Origin of the sequence: Pleionea sp. CnH1-48, from assembly GCF_024124665.1 — a bacterium.
Classification (GTDB): Bacteria; Pseudomonadota; Gammaproteobacteria; order Enterobacterales; family Kangiellaceae; genus JAMXSB01.
Genome location: NZ_JAMXSB010000025.1, coordinates 1 through 14,459, shown reverse-complemented (window position 1 = coordinate 14,459; position 14,459 = coordinate 1). Strand labels below are relative to the sequence as shown.

Here is a 14,459-nt window from a genome sequence, read left to right as displayed (position 1 = left end):
TGTTGGGGTCGTAAGCTTCGGTGGCTGCTTTGGCATAAACCGTCTCAGCAATCAGCAAATTGTCATTGTTATAGCGACGTTCCACTACATTGCCCGAAGCGTCCCGTTCAAAAATCAGATTGCCGCGCGCATCGTATTCAAAGGTTAGCGTTTCAGACAAAGGATTGGTTAAGGTCTCAAGGTTACCATGGACATCATAGGTATACTGCGTGGTAGGACGTTGACCCTGTTCGTTGGTGGGCTCAATCACCTGCGTTAAGTCGCCGTTGGCATTAAAGTAAATGCTGGTTACTCGGCCCTGTTCATCTTGAACATCGGTATAGCCATTATGATAGGTAAAGGTTTGTGAGTGCCCGGCCGAGTCCGTTACCGATTCGACTTTAAAATCACTGGTGTAGGTAATAGCCACCACCTGACCATTCGACTGGGTGATTCGATTAACACGAGTTGAGTCGCCATCATATCCATATTCAGTGACATAAAGAGCATTGTCGTCAGACACATCCGGCGTTAAATCCACTCGTACTGATTCAAGTCGGTTCTGATTGTCGTAGGTGTAAGAAGTGCGCTGATAGAGTTCTTCGGTATTAGGGTTATCGTTGTCATAAGTACGTATCAAAACGTCTTTTAACAAGTTGCCTTCGTAGTTGAATTCGATGGTTTGAGTGTCTGAGGCAATTTTAGCTAGTAGGCCATTATTAAAGTGGAACTGCGTAGCATGGCCATCACGGTCGGTTATCTGTTTTAAGAAACCGTCGGCTCCATAGGTTTCTTGGATCTGAGTGCTGCCATCGGTCCAGGTGATCTCTCCGGTGCCCGTATCACGAGTCATGCGATCATAGGCGCCTTTACCATCGGTGCTCTCAAAGTAGCCTGCTGCATTCCAGGTATAAACCGACTGATGGCCGTCGGCTGCCGTGCGCGTAATGGTATTGTCAGCCGCATTAAAATCAACACGACGATAAGCCCCTAGACGCCAACCGTCATTGTTATCACCATCCATCGCTCCAAGGCTGTTGTAGGTGCGCAAGGCCTGGGCGTTCACACCTACACCTGTCAGTATTTCATCACGCCGTTGTAATATCAGATTACCGGTAGCGGCATTGACCACCGCCTGCTCACCGCTGGGGCCAAGCCCGCGCTGTCCAGACACATTTAATGATGCGTCCAGTAAACCTAACCCTTGTGCCGTGATAATACCTGTCATGGAGAACTCCTCATGTCACACCCTTCCTTGGATGTTTAAAAAACGAAAATTTGATAACCGAAATATTCAATTGTGGCGTTCCGCTCTTAAGAACCGCAGAGCGAAATATCACCAGCCTATGTATCCCTTATCCAGATTTTTTAAAAAAGGTTTAGCGAAAAGTGGATTTTTTTTAGAGTGAAATGCTATAAAAAAGTGGTGGAGCGGCATTTTCTTGGTAGACAACTTGTCCTAACTACCTGTATTTAATCTTGTTTTGGTTATATCAAATTGAAATATCGCTATTGAAAAATAGCCATAACGAGACGATATATTTCATCTCGTGATAAGCATTTAAGGTGTAATAGGGCAAAATTAATCGAAAAGAAAAAGTTTGATACTCATTCGGCTACATATTCATGATGTTGACCGGCTCCCCATAAACAGATCCACAAAGACAGTGAAATCGGGCAGGCTTTTAGATGAAGAAGCAGCACGAATCCTCTTGATTTAGCTAGGAAAATCTGGCATTTATATTATTAGAAGCTACTACAAGTCCTTCATCGCGGTATCTTAAGTCATTTGTTGAAATTCACGCCTAACTTTCGACTTTAATAGGCTTCGTTAACATGCAACTTTTGCTCTACACAAAACCACCGCTATCTAATAGATTGTGTTTACAGCCAGTTTATTAAAGTGCAGCTGCATTTATCTCTGCAAAAGACTTTTTATAATACGTGTGTTTAAGCAATCACTTAAACTGAGGAATCCAAACTCTATTAAGCTTATATTTATTAAAAGGCATTCTCGTTTTTACATGCTTCGTAAAGTCGTAGTCACCATGAAAGTTAATATGACGCCAAGTAATCACCGAACCTTTGGTTAACTCATCAATATAAGCTTCTCTTTCTGCCCTTTGCTTTGTCTCTACAATACGACTAGTTAAATACAGATAGTTCCAGAAAATAATTGCATTTTCTAATATAGAGCGACAAAGGGTGTATTTGGTTTGCTCTTCCATTGTTCCGACATGGAACTGTCCTCCTCTATCCCAGAATACATCATCATGAAACTTTTGAATTAACTCGCCTCGATTCAGTTGTTTCTGAATATTTTGTCGAAGCTCTAAGTCGTCATAATACTGAAGAATGAAATTACTTTTAATTACACGTCCAAATTCTTTAAGTGCTTTGTAAAGTGGATGGTCTTTTGAATGAGAGTTTAAGCGGTGAAATAACTGAGATGCTGTTGCTCGACCCGATTTAATTGTAGCAATAAATCTTAAAATATCGTCCCACTGGTCTTCTATCATTTTTCGGTTAATTCGATACTTCGGTCTAAGACGACTTCTCTCTCCATGAAACCACTTTAAAGGGTCTAATGAACACATTCGCTGGGAGCTAATATCTCTTATCCTTGGAGCGAAACCGAATCCCAACAAGTGGGTTGTGGCAAATACGGCTTCTGTATACCCGTGGGTGTCGGTAGTGTGTAAACGAGGAATAGATGCTCGTTGATTCATCAAACCATCAATCATAAAAGTGGCTTCCCGATCTCCAGGGCTAAATACCATTGAGTGAAATAATCTCTGTTTTTCATCAACAAAACTGTAGACGGATACTCCAGACTCTTTACCGAGGTACTTAAATGAACGATTGGCTATGAGCGAATCGACAGAGACAGTTACTTTCTTTCCATCGCTACTGGAGTAAATTTTGTTGTCTTCTATTTTATAGACGACAGGCAGCTTCAACTCGCCTATAGCCTCAGTCAAACTCTGATTTACCTTGTGAAGGTTGTCGACTGATAGTCGCCACTGAACAAGATCTACAAGCTCATGCTCCTCTATTCCTTGTGAGCGTGAAGCCATTTGTCTTGGCCCAATGTTGCAGCCTAAAGCAATAATACCTGCAAACGCGACATCAGGATTTGCTTGAAGCACCTTATTTCGCCTGTTATGACTGGTAAGTAAAGGAACGAATTCGCTAAATTGGTTTATTTCTCTTAGAATTCGTAATATAGGTACACTGCCATCTTGCATCAATTGTTCGCCAACGAACTTCTTGCTTAGCGAATCAATGGGAGGGGTTTTAACATAAAACTTTCCTGTAGGGTACATTCTCAGATAACCATTCTCCCCATCAGCGTGACGCTTATTCACTTTCATATAAGCGTCGGTAAGCTTCTTAGCCAAATTATCCAGGTAGCGTGGTCCGTTTCTCAAGTGTTTTATACCAAGAACGGAAAGAAAGTGACTTCGTTTGCTTTTCCATTCATTTGATGGAATAAGGTATCTTTGAAGTGAACGGAATTGAAAGCTCCAAAATAAGTTGAGTTCACCTGACTTGAGCGCACTCATAATGTGTGAAAATAGTAACGTTTTATAAAGTGAAACTCGTAGTTTATTCGGACCTGACTGAACCATAGATCGCTCTTTCTTGGAAAGAAATCCCATGGGGAAGCCTGAGTCTGATTTGAATGCTTCTATGGCTAGTTTCAAAGATGGCCGTGTAAACTCATAGTCAAAATCCATGACCTTAATTAATGGACTGAGCTTTAATTGCATTTTACGAGACACTTGCTCAAGTAATTCATATTTTAACTCTTCCTTAGACTCGCGTTCTATCATTGTGTCAAGGCGTTGGGTTCGTTTATCAAATGAATCGTCTTGTTCTCCCATAGCTGAAATAAGTTGATTACGAATACGGCTGAGTTTCTGTTCATCAGACATAGTCGGATCTTCTACAATTGTGAACAGCGTTTGGCAGAATTTAGGAAACTGTTTTTGAATATCGTTAGCGGCTCTAATCGCATCAAAATCTTTTCTTCTTTCTTCGAATGACTTTTCCATATATTGAGATTTTGCCGTATTTAGTTTAGAGCGAACATCTTTAATAAAGGCTTGAGCTGCAGCATCTTGTCTCATATAAAATTGCATTTTAATAAATGCGAGCAAATATAGACAAGCTTTGCGCTTATCTTTGAATTGACGAACTTGGCTTGTTCGTGCCTTCACAATCCAGTTTGCATAATAGTCTATGGCCTGGTCATTAAGCTCGAGCTTTTCAATAACCGTTAGATTAGAATAAAAAAGAGAACCTAATAGTTTTATCTTTTCAGCGTTTTCCTTGAGTGAGGTTGTTTTTAGAGATTGGTCAATAGATTTAACCTCATTGAGCAAACTAAAGTGTTTTCCTTTGTTATAAAGTAGAGAGCAAATTGAGTCCCGCTCTTCTTTAGTTGTCGACTGTTCTATAATATCAAGTAACTCTTCCTCGACTTGTCGATATTGGTAGCTGATAAGTTCCTGTAGCTTGTAATAAGTAGGAATCACGATTTTTTGTTCAATACAGAAATCATAAATGGCTTTGAACATTTCTTTTGGCCCAATTTTCTTTTGAGCTTGCCAGCTACAATGATGCTCTAACCTTCTCCATTCTTCTTCATCGCATTCGTGCCAACCAAATAAATCACGAATAGGGGCTCTATGTCGGCTGGCTGTAGTTCCGCCGAGCTTTCGCTTGAGCCCTTCAAGTTCCTCTTTAGTTTTTACCTTATAAAGCTTTGCCAACCGATAATGCTTTATAAGCTGTTTTATATCATTATCTTTGTACTGCTTGGAGTCAAAGAACCTGTTTTTTGCGACGAAATAAGCGTATTGCAGCAAAAAGCTGAGTCGGCTTTCATCAGATCTTAGGGAATCATAATATTTTCTTGCGGCATCGGAAAGCTGCGCATATTGAGTTCTTTCATCGTGACTAAATATTGGTGGACTTTCTAGTTGCTCCACCTCTCGTTTAGACAGTATCCGAAAACTGGTTGCCATATCGATAAGCACCTTTTATTATTTTTATTCGAAGCTTACTTTATCGATTACCAAAACAACGTTCAACAGCTCGATTATTTTGGATCGTACGATCCAAAATAATGCTCAAAATTCATACAGAAACAGCCTCTCTTAATATCAGGATGAAATAACCAACTGATTTTTAAGGATAAATTTTAAAGTCACTAAAACGTGAAATAAAAAAAGTCTATTGATCGAACTATACAATCCGATTTAGTATCTTAAAAAAGTACAATCAAAGAGTTACATGAAACCAACGGATGCTCTTTATCAATCTCTAGAGATTGCATTTACGCACTTTAACCAGCACTTGTTTGAAGGTCAGTTGCCAGATGTCATATTTACCGTGCAGCGACAAAAGGGTGTGTTGGGCTATTTTGCACCTGAACGATGGACTTCTGTTGAAGGCAGTCAATGTCATGAGATCGCTATTAATCCATCGCATATAGGGAAATCTAGTATCATTGATGTTATGGAGACCCTAGTACATGAGATGGTTCATTGCTGGCAACACTGTTACGGGAAACCTGGTAGACGAAATTATCATAATCTTGAGTGGGCAGAAAAAATGCTCTCTATTGGCCTTCAACCAACCAGCACCGGTGAGCCTGGAGGAGCGATAACTGGCGAATCGATGACTGACTACCCCATTGAAGGTGGAAAATTTATTCAAGCCTGCCATCTACTTCTTGGTAAAAAGCATTACAGTATTCCCTGGATAGATCGTCTAACTGTTAGCCCTAAACACGCGATAAATGATTGCGTTAAAGATGACTCCATATCAAAGCTACAGGCTGAAACCAGCAGCACAGATAACGGAGTGCCTTTAGAAAATGACTTACTATCGGAAGTTGATATGCAGTGGCTAACGAGCACTTTTGAACAAATATTACCCGAAGACACTTTCTATCAGCCTCCAGATAATCAGCGTAAGAAGAATAGTTATCGGTGCCCAGGATGCAACAGCAAGGTTTGGGGTAAAGCAGGCCTTAGTATTATGTGCATAGATTGTGGAGTACCATTTGAAGCCGTCTAGCTTGTTTTCATTATCGTTTTCCCTTTCGTTTATCACATCATTAAATCTCAATATCTAAATAGCAATAAAAATATTCTAATAAAAGCGGTTGAAATTTATGTAGACACCCCAATATATAGTAGGTCATGTAAGAAAGGATAACTAAATGGTCGAATTAGTAGATGATGTTCAACGTCAATTTGACGTGGGGAACATACTTTTTAGCATATGCTCTGACTTGGAAATAACTAAGACTCAACAAGAAAGGGCTGAAACGAGCTATCACGCTGTAGGAAAGTGGCTGGCTGACGGCCAACACCCCTATTTGAAGGATGCAGAGATATACCCACAAGGTTCTATTAGGTTAAAAACAACGGTTAAACCTATCGGTAATGATGAGTTTGATGTTGATCTCGTATGTCACCTCCCCCACGTACCCGCTTCAATTCCAGCTATGGAAGTTTACCGTATTGTAGGGGAAAGGCTGGCAGAAAAAGAAACTTATAAAAAGATATTAAAGTCAAAAAATCGATGCTGGAAGCTAAATTACTCAGGGAATTTTCACTTGGATATAACACCAGCTATAACTGACGAAGAGGAACATCACACTGATTCTATAGAAGTTCCCGATAAAGAGAAATCTTGTTGGAAAGACTCAAATCCAAAAGGCTACGCAGACTGGTTTGGAGAATACGCAAAATTTAAGCCTAAGTTATCAATAAAAACCGTTCGTTTGATTGAAGCTAAAGCGCAAATCGAGGAGCTCCCTGACGTCAGTGAACCAACAAAAGATTGGCTTAGAAAAATTGTTCAAATATGCAAAAGACAGAGAGATGTTTACTATCTTGAACTGCCTGAGGAGCGCAAAAAGCGAGCTCCTATATCGATTATAATCACGACATTGGCAGCTAAAGCATATAAAGTTGTGTGTTTATCTAATAAAGAATTCAACTCTTTTCAAGATGTTTTTGAAGCTGTTATAAAGGAAATGCCTAAACACATTCACATTAAGAAAGTTAATGGTGAGCCTGAATTCACCATTCCCAACGAAACGACAAAAGATGAAAATTTTGCTGAAAAATGGAATCAAGATAATGAGCGCGCTCTGGAATTCAACCGTTGGCAGCAATCTCTTTTAAAGAGCTTACAGAATATTGATAAAGAAATGCCTGTATACCAATTAAAAGAATCTCTTGACTCAATATTTGGAGATACTCCTGTAAAAAGATACTTTGACGCCGATATTAAAAACGTCAACCAATCTCGAAACTCGAACACTTTAAAGATTTCTGCGGCAGTAGGAGTTGGGGCGTCATCAGGTAATGCAGTCCCTAAAAACCAATTTTATATGGACGGAAAGGGTTAAGTTGGGAATTCGAAAAGCATTTAATTGGCAGGGAGTTCCTGCTCTCATCCAGTTTCAACAGCTTCAACGATGTGAACTATCACTTGGGTATGGTAAGTTTTTAAAAGGTCAAAGAGCATTTAATTACTACTTTCCTGTAAAACCTAAAAGCTACGCTCAAACGTATGATGTTCAGATTTATTATAAAGAGCAGTCTTCACCAATAACCTATATAAAGTCCCCTTCATTAATCGATTTAGCAAAAAACAGATTTGGGAAGGACACAACCATTCCTCATCTATACCAGCAAGGTGAAGGAAAGGTTTGTCTTTACCACCAAAATGAGTGGCATTCAAAAATGTTTTTACATGAATCAATCGTTCCTTGGACTTATTTATATTTGTATTACTTTGAGCACTGGTTAATGACTGGTGAGTGGGATGGTGGTAGTGCACCTGGTTGTCTTCATGAAAATATCCCACCTGTAGATTTGGAGGATTAGATCATTGTCTACGTCATACATTCCAGAAAAGGTTAAGAATGAACTATGGGGCAGAAGCGGCGGTCGTTGTCAATTTAAAAATTGCCATAAACCTCTTTCTGAAGAATTGCTCACCAAAAAAAGAACTAACTTGTCAAACATCGCTCATATTATAGCCGACTCGCCTGAAGGGCCGCGAGGTGACAAAAAGCTGTCTAATCAACTCAGCAAAGATATTGCTAACCTAATGTTACTATGTCGAGATCACCATAAGTTGATTGATGATAAAGAGCATTGGCGTAGCTATTCTGTCGAGTTGTTGACGAATTGGAAAAAAGAGCATGAAACCTGGGTTAATAAATTATTTCTCTTGGGACCTAATCAAAATACATTGGTTTTTGGCTGTTTTTCCAATATTGGTTTTGATGCTAAACCACTTTTCCATAAATCGTTACTATATTCAGCAATTGAGAAAGCTGGGTATTATCCACAAACAAATGAACCTATCATACAAGAGTTTACGAATTTAAGCATACAAGATCATAAACCTGCTTATTGGTCTCTTCACGAAGATGAAATAAAAACAGAGATTTTAAACCAGTTTAAAATTAATGGCGGATTTAAATCTGCGAGTAGTGTCTCAGTCTTCGCTTTAGCACCTATGCCATTATTGATGCTTATAGGAAAATTATTAGGCGATACAAATAAAATAAATATCTTTCAATATCATAGAAAAGAACAAAGTTGGGTTTGGCCAGATGAATCAGTGCTTCCATTAAATCTAAGAGTTATCTGGCCTAAAGAGGCTAATGAAAAAGTCGAGGATATAGGATTAGCACTAATGATTAGTGATAAGGGTGACATTAGCTTAATGTCAAACGGAGCAAGCGACTTGCCATTAATTATAGTTCATTGCGATAATCCAAGCCAAAATGTAATCAGATCTCCATCACAGCTAACTGAATTTAAAGTGTTCATTAGAAACGTTTTAAATCAAATAAGTACAAAATACCCCGGAGCTAAAATCCATTGTTTCCCAGTCATGCCTATATCTACTTCTATAGAATTTGGGCGTTTACTTTTGCCTAAGTCGGATCCTGAATTATTGGTATATGATCGAAATAAAGAAAGTGGCTATAAAAAAGTACTAAGACTGATATGATTACTTGTAGCTTAAACCATATCCCTTGGATATACTAAAATAAAATCAATGACTTATGTGATTGTGGTAAATTTTCCCTGAATATGCATGGACACCCTAAGAACGATGACACATACCAAGAAATCAATTAAAGCAAGCTTCTAGTTATGGGCGTTTAATCTGGTTGATCCAATGACGTGTATGCAAACATCAACCAGTTCTGAGGCTTCCAGAATTCTCTATCAAGTTTCACTTTCCTATCCAACCCACAGATCACGTCCACAAAGAACGAAAATGAAATTGCCCTATTCTTCAATAAATTACACTTGGATTAAACATAGGTTCGAAGCTGTACTATAAAAATTCAATTTGTGCCTACATAACTACTGCTAAAAGGCCACCTTTTTCAAGTGGCCCTTTGTGTCTCCAAGAGTGAGAGATTATTATCCGAAAGTAAGTATTTTACTTTCGTAAACTTCATCAATCGCACGCACCAGAATATGTGTAAAAAATAGTCCCCCACGTTTTTATGCAGGTGTGTTTTCCTTTTGGAATAGATTGGTTAAATATATTGCGAGAACCGAGATAACCTTGTGCCCTCACATTACGGGCTTTCTCTGGCAGTTTGATTGAGCCAATATTTCCAAGCGCTAAACCCTTGAAGCAATATCATTATTTTTTACCTTATAAATCCTCATTTTTTTACTAAGATAATCTAACTCGGCTATCATCATAGTTTTATACATAGGAGAGCCCACAAATATAAAATCATCGTAGTATTGATGCTTTCCATGGAGTTTATGATAGTGCCCAGCAAAACGAATATTAGCTCCGTACTTTTTAGCGTAACTCTTTATGGAGTCGCTGAGATCAGCAACATGAGAGTTTAAAATAATCGCCTTCCCTCTTTTTCTAGCATCTATCATTTGTTCTATTAGCCAACTTTCAGAAGAAGCGACTTTTACATCCCAATGATTTGAGTCAACATCGTCCTCATATGAAGCATAGTTATTAAGCTGTATATATCTAATTCCACCTAATTCAAAGCTATAAGCAAGACTGCCATAAGCGGTAGTGCTTGAAACCGCATCGTTATAGCCATCAACTGATATCCAATCAACATTGCTAATATTATCTTTTGATTTAATATGAGCCTCTAGTTTCTCCAAGCTTCTTAATGCGCAACCATTTTTATAAACTAAGTCAGCACCACAATCTTCAGAATTATTGGCATAATCATGGTTCCCTAACCCATACCAGTACTTTTCACTTAATATGTTTAGTAAGTTTTCGGTTTCAGACCATTCGCCAGGGTGACCAAACTCTGTAATATCTCCATTTATTACGGTACCTAAAAACTGTTCCCCTTTTTCATTTGAAAATTTGCAATTGCATTATATTGCTCCTTAATAGCCGCTTTAGATTCAGTCGGTTTATTATAGTTATCTTTGAACCTAGGATACTGAGGATCTGCTATAAAAGCGATATATTCTACAGGGCTAATATAGCGCCAATATTCATTGCTAGTTTTCGATTCAGGATAATAATATTTATTGGTTTCAGATGCTGAGCCATTGAAGCGTGATTCAAAATATACAGTCTCGTCACCGATTAAAGCTTTATGTATATCACCGATATTGGTTTTTTCAGACCAGTTTTTTGGATTCTCCCATGTGCCTCTTGCTGCATGTACTTTAATCGTTAACATAATTACGACAGCAATGCTAACAGAGATTAATTTTAAGTGCTTACTCATTAGGTACACCTCCTACTTTTCAATTAGATACTAGCGCACTAATTTCGGTTATTAAACTTGATATTAGTAAGTCAAAAGGTCTAAATGTTATCGACTGCTTCTTAAGTATATTAAAGAAAAGAAAAGTAAAACTTTATAATTAAAGTATCTATTTCATCACTTTTTTTTAAACAATTAGTTTGCTGCTTTAGAAAAACGAAAGAAAGGCTCTGGTCTGTAAAAGCTTACAGTTTCTAATCGAACTGAAGTTCCATGTATTTCTTTCGAGTAATTGCCAGTCTTAAAAGCAGGCTGTTTAGCTGCCATTTAGATCTAGATATGTTTTTTCAAATTCCATGCTCTTGAAGATTTTAAAGCTTAATCCCTTGGGCAAGAGGTAATCGTTCTTATAAGAGCTTTTTCGAAAGCTTCGTCATAGTTAAAGTTCAATATCAACTGAACAATCTTGCTTATCGTATCAGCTCCTAGCGTTTTCAGCTTGTTTCTATAATCCTGAATAATATCATTGTCTTGATAAGCACATCCGACAGTGAGCCCTAATATAGAACCAAGCATTCTTTTCGACTTTAACCTTCCTAACCAGTAATAGGACTCATCCTTATTCTTACTGACAACATTCTTGGCTAGCGCTAAAAGAACCACTTCATTGTACCATTTGTGCTTTTTAGCTAGTAAGAAATATTGCCCAAAGAGCTCATCGACTCGTTTCCAGTTGCTCATGTAAAACCCGTATGTAATACTCGCTTGATGCATTACCGTCTGGTCATTAGGAAACAAAGAAACTGCCCATTCAAGATGACTTTGGAGCTCCTCAACATTGCTACTTGATTGCGTCCTAAGATAATAAAGTTTCGTAATAACTAGTTGTTTATTCATGCCTAATACTTTTTCAGCCAACTTGATACTTTCCTCCGCTAGAAAGTGGTCACAGTAAATCCACTCTAAATAGATTACTTAACCTAAACAAAAAGGAGTGCTTTAAATGCGCTCGGCTATACATTTCTCGCGTTCATTATTAATTGAAGTCATATCAAAATTATATAAAAGTCACTATTTAACTTTCAGTCGAATCTATACAATCAAAGGTATCTCACTAAGAGAACTTAAAGCGATTGCGGGCTGCCGACCATTAATTGCCATATTGTCTGAGGGGGAATTGAATAAACGCGAGCATGCTCTATTTAGATTGTCCTATTCAACTCTGCACTTTTTAAATTACACACTTTATAGCTCTTTAGCGTGCACCATACGGCTTTTAAAATTAGTAACGAACTTACTGAATGAGAGTGACTCTCAAACTCATCTAGATTCGGGCGACATTGTTTTAGACTTTAGCGTACGCCGTTTGATATATACAACCTATCTTCATTAGAAGAAAAACAATTGCTTTCCAGTGCGCCAAGCTTATCTTTCGCAAACTCTAAATAAGATTGAATAGTAGAGACTTAAAATTATGACAGCGTTAAGTAAAAATCAGGTACAGAAAAAGCTGCGCTCAATATTTTTCGCGAACTTTTTATTTTTATTATTAGTCACTCTTTTTTACGGACAATTAACATCCAAGCTAATTCAGCGTAATGTATTTAACGAACAGTATCTCTCTGACGTGGAAGTAGGGATGATAGAACACTATCATAGTCAATATGTTCTAGGTGAGATATCTGAAGCGCTTGCGCAGAGCCATGCATTAGAGGCCATACGTAGCCTGAAATTTAGTCAAAGCGTTCATCATTGGGTTATTGATCAAAGCGGTAATCTACTAGTGCATCCATTTACATCAAAGCAAATGGATAGTGACCGTAACTTCGAAAATATTTATTTATCGCTAAAGTACCTATTTGAACTGAAATCGTCAGACGTATTTAATGAGAACATCGAGCCAGAAAAACTTCATCAAGTTAACGAAAGGCATACTTCGTACACACGATACTTTAAAAAGTGGGGATGGATAGTCAGCACTCAAATAACCATAGATGAGCCGGACAAATACATCGATACCTATAATAAGAGCTTTATCGCTACGATGTTTACAGCCGCAATATTGTTAAACTTGGCTACCATGTACTTCACCCAAGTACTTGTTAAAGAGCTTCGACAACAAGGAATCAGAGATCCATTAACGCAACTTTATACGCGAAGTTTCCTCATCGAAAGTATGAAAGAGCTGGAACTCAAAATAGCACGTCATCCCAAACTATTACTCTCAGTATTGTTTATTGATATCGATGACTTCAAGATCATCAATGACGTCCATGGTCATGAAAAAGGTGACTCAATTATATCTTTTGTTGGGAAAATTATATCAGATTCATCTCGTCCAGACGACATATGCATAAGGTATGGTGGGGATGAATTTGTCGTCATCACAGTCTCATTGCATAAACTGTCAGCAAAATTGCTTGCTGATCGAATTCTCTCTAGCGTACAGAAAGAGAGCGCCGCCCCTAATGTCACCATAAGTGTTGGAATAGCTCACCATGCTGCGGGCGAAGAATTATCCAATACACTAGTACGAGCTGATGAAAGCCTATATAAAGCTAAATCGGAAGGAAAAAATAAAATAATTTGCGAATCGACTTTACCTAGTTTATTTCAAGTATAGTTCATATACTTTTTACGAATAAAAGTTAGCACAATGTTTAAAAAAATCTAATTAAATAGTCACTAACGTTATCGAAACGTTCGAATTATGTAGGGTAAGATATTCAAGTAATCATAAAGATAATCAGGCACATATGACCATATCTAATTTAGACAAAAAGCTTATCAAACTACTGGGTGAAAATTCTCGACACTCGATCTCCAAGCTATCCAAGTTGCTCGGCGTTAATCGTGTCACTGTTCAAAACCATATTGACTCTCTTACTAGCAGAGGGATCATTGAAGGCTTCACTATCAAACTCTCTAGAGAAATAGAGAGCAGCAGTATAGAAGCTCATGTCTCAGTTTCCATCAATCATCGAGAAAATACCGGCTCGGTGATTAGACAATTACGTAAACTAGATGACTTAAAAGCTATTTACAAGATATCAGGAAAACACGATTTACTTGTTATCGTACGAAGTGCATCAACGCATGACATTGATAAAGCCATCGATATCATCAGAAACACAACCGGGGTCTCCAATACTTACTCAACCATTGTGCTATCCGTAGATTTTGAGCGAATGAGTCATTGAATATTAAAGTAAGCCAACTGAGCAACTTATTACAACCAAACTTTCCTATTACCATAGTGGTCAAATACTTCTTTATCTACATTTAGTAAATATCCTGCTAATTCATCCATAGGTTTATAAACCTTTTTGAGAAGGGTTATCTTGTGCTCTCTTTACTTCCTTTTTTATTTATTCAAAGTGTTCTTTTCTGTATTCAGGAATTGATGGCTTCACTCTCACATTATTCGCTTATAAACTTTTAAATCACTCATTTTTATAGATAGCACATTGAATAGTACCTCAACAAATATCGATGTGAGTTTATTGCAATAAAATACAATCCATTAAGCGCTTCAAACTACACACAGACGTGTTGAAAACCACACCTCACCACCCTACTCTGTTGACCGGCTCCCCATAAACAGATCCACAAAGACAGTGAAATCGGGCATGATTTGCCCCTCAGGAGGATCGCACATGAAAGCAAAACGTTTTTCTGTCGAACAAATAGTTGCAGCCATTAAACAGCA

The 14,459-nt window shown here is 38.0% G+C and carries 11 protein-coding genes; 6 read left to right on the top strand and 5 right to left on the bottom strand.

What is annotated here, in order from left to right:
• Positions 1-1,207, bottom strand: a 1,207-nt coding sequence (locus NH399_RS25040) for a DUF6531 domain-containing protein (protein ID WP_253044232.1), incomplete at its 3' end; no start/stop codon positions are given.
• Between the two features lie 730 nt (positions 1,208-1,937).
• Positions 1,938-5,012: a Tn3 family transposase gene (locus NH399_RS25035; RefSeq protein WP_253044230.1), complete on the bottom strand. Its 3,075-nt coding sequence runs from the start codon at positions 5,010-5,012 to the stop codon at positions 1,938-1,940.
• Between the two features lie 268 nt (positions 5,013-5,280).
• On the opposite strand from NH399_RS25035, the gene NH399_RS25030 reads away from it, so the two are divergent.
• From NH399_RS25030 to NH399_RS25015, 4 genes are all read left to right on the top strand, one after another.
• Positions 5,281-6,069, top strand: coding sequence for a SprT-like domain-containing protein (locus tag NH399_RS25030; protein WP_253044229.1), 789 nt, complete (start codon positions 5,281-5,283; stop codon positions 6,067-6,069).
• Between the two features lie 145 nt (positions 6,070-6,214).
• Positions 6,215-7,414 carry a cyclic GMP-AMP synthase DncV-like nucleotidyltransferase gene (locus tag NH399_RS25025; RefSeq protein WP_253044227.1) on the top strand — a complete coding sequence of 400 codons (1,200 nt, stop codon included), beginning with the start codon at positions 6,215-6,217 and terminating at the stop codon, positions 7,412-7,414.
• A gap of 1 nt (position 7,415) precedes the next feature.
• Positions 7,416-7,895: a hypothetical protein gene (locus NH399_RS25020; protein ID WP_253044225.1), complete on the top strand. Its 480-nt coding sequence runs from the start codon at positions 7,416-7,418 to the stop codon at positions 7,893-7,895.
• Between the two features lie 4 nt (positions 7,896-7,899).
• Complete coding sequence (locus NH399_RS25015; RefSeq protein WP_253044224.1) at positions 7,900-9,036, top strand: SAVED domain-containing protein; 1,137 nt, start codon at positions 7,900-7,902, stop codon at positions 9,034-9,036.
• A 629-nt stretch (positions 9,037-9,665) separates the two neighbouring features.
• Here NH399_RS25015 and NH399_RS25010 read toward each other — a convergent pair.
• From NH399_RS25010 to NH399_RS25000, 3 genes are all read right to left on the bottom strand, one after another.
• The gene (locus NH399_RS25010) at positions 9,666-10,358 is read right to left on the bottom strand and encodes a metallophosphoesterase (RefSeq protein WP_371876122.1); all 693 of its coding nucleotides are present in this window, start codon (positions 10,356-10,358) and stop codon (positions 9,666-9,668) included.
• Positions 10,359-10,366: 8 nt separating this feature from the next.
• A complete protein-coding gene (locus NH399_RS25005) occupies positions 10,367-10,771 on the bottom strand; it encodes a hypothetical protein (protein WP_253044223.1) in 405 nt (134 codons plus the stop codon).
• Positions 10,772-11,128: 357 nt separating this feature from the next.
• Positions 11,129-11,491 carry a hypothetical protein gene (locus NH399_RS25000; protein WP_253044221.1) on the bottom strand — a complete coding sequence of 121 codons (363 nt, stop codon included), beginning with the start codon at positions 11,489-11,491 and terminating at the stop codon, positions 11,129-11,131.
• A 733-nt stretch (positions 11,492-12,224) separates the two neighbouring features.
• Here NH399_RS25000 and NH399_RS24995 point away from each other — a divergent pair.
• Positions 12,225-13,373, top strand: coding sequence for a diguanylate cyclase (locus tag NH399_RS24995; protein WP_253044220.1), 1,149 nt, complete (start codon positions 12,225-12,227; stop codon positions 13,371-13,373).
• A gap of 133 nt (positions 13,374-13,506) precedes the next feature.
• Complete coding sequence (locus tag NH399_RS24990; RefSeq protein WP_253044219.1) at positions 13,507-13,950, top strand: Lrp/AsnC family transcriptional regulator; 444 nt, start codon at positions 13,507-13,509, stop codon at positions 13,948-13,950.
• Positions 13,951-14,459 lie beyond the last annotated feature (509 nt).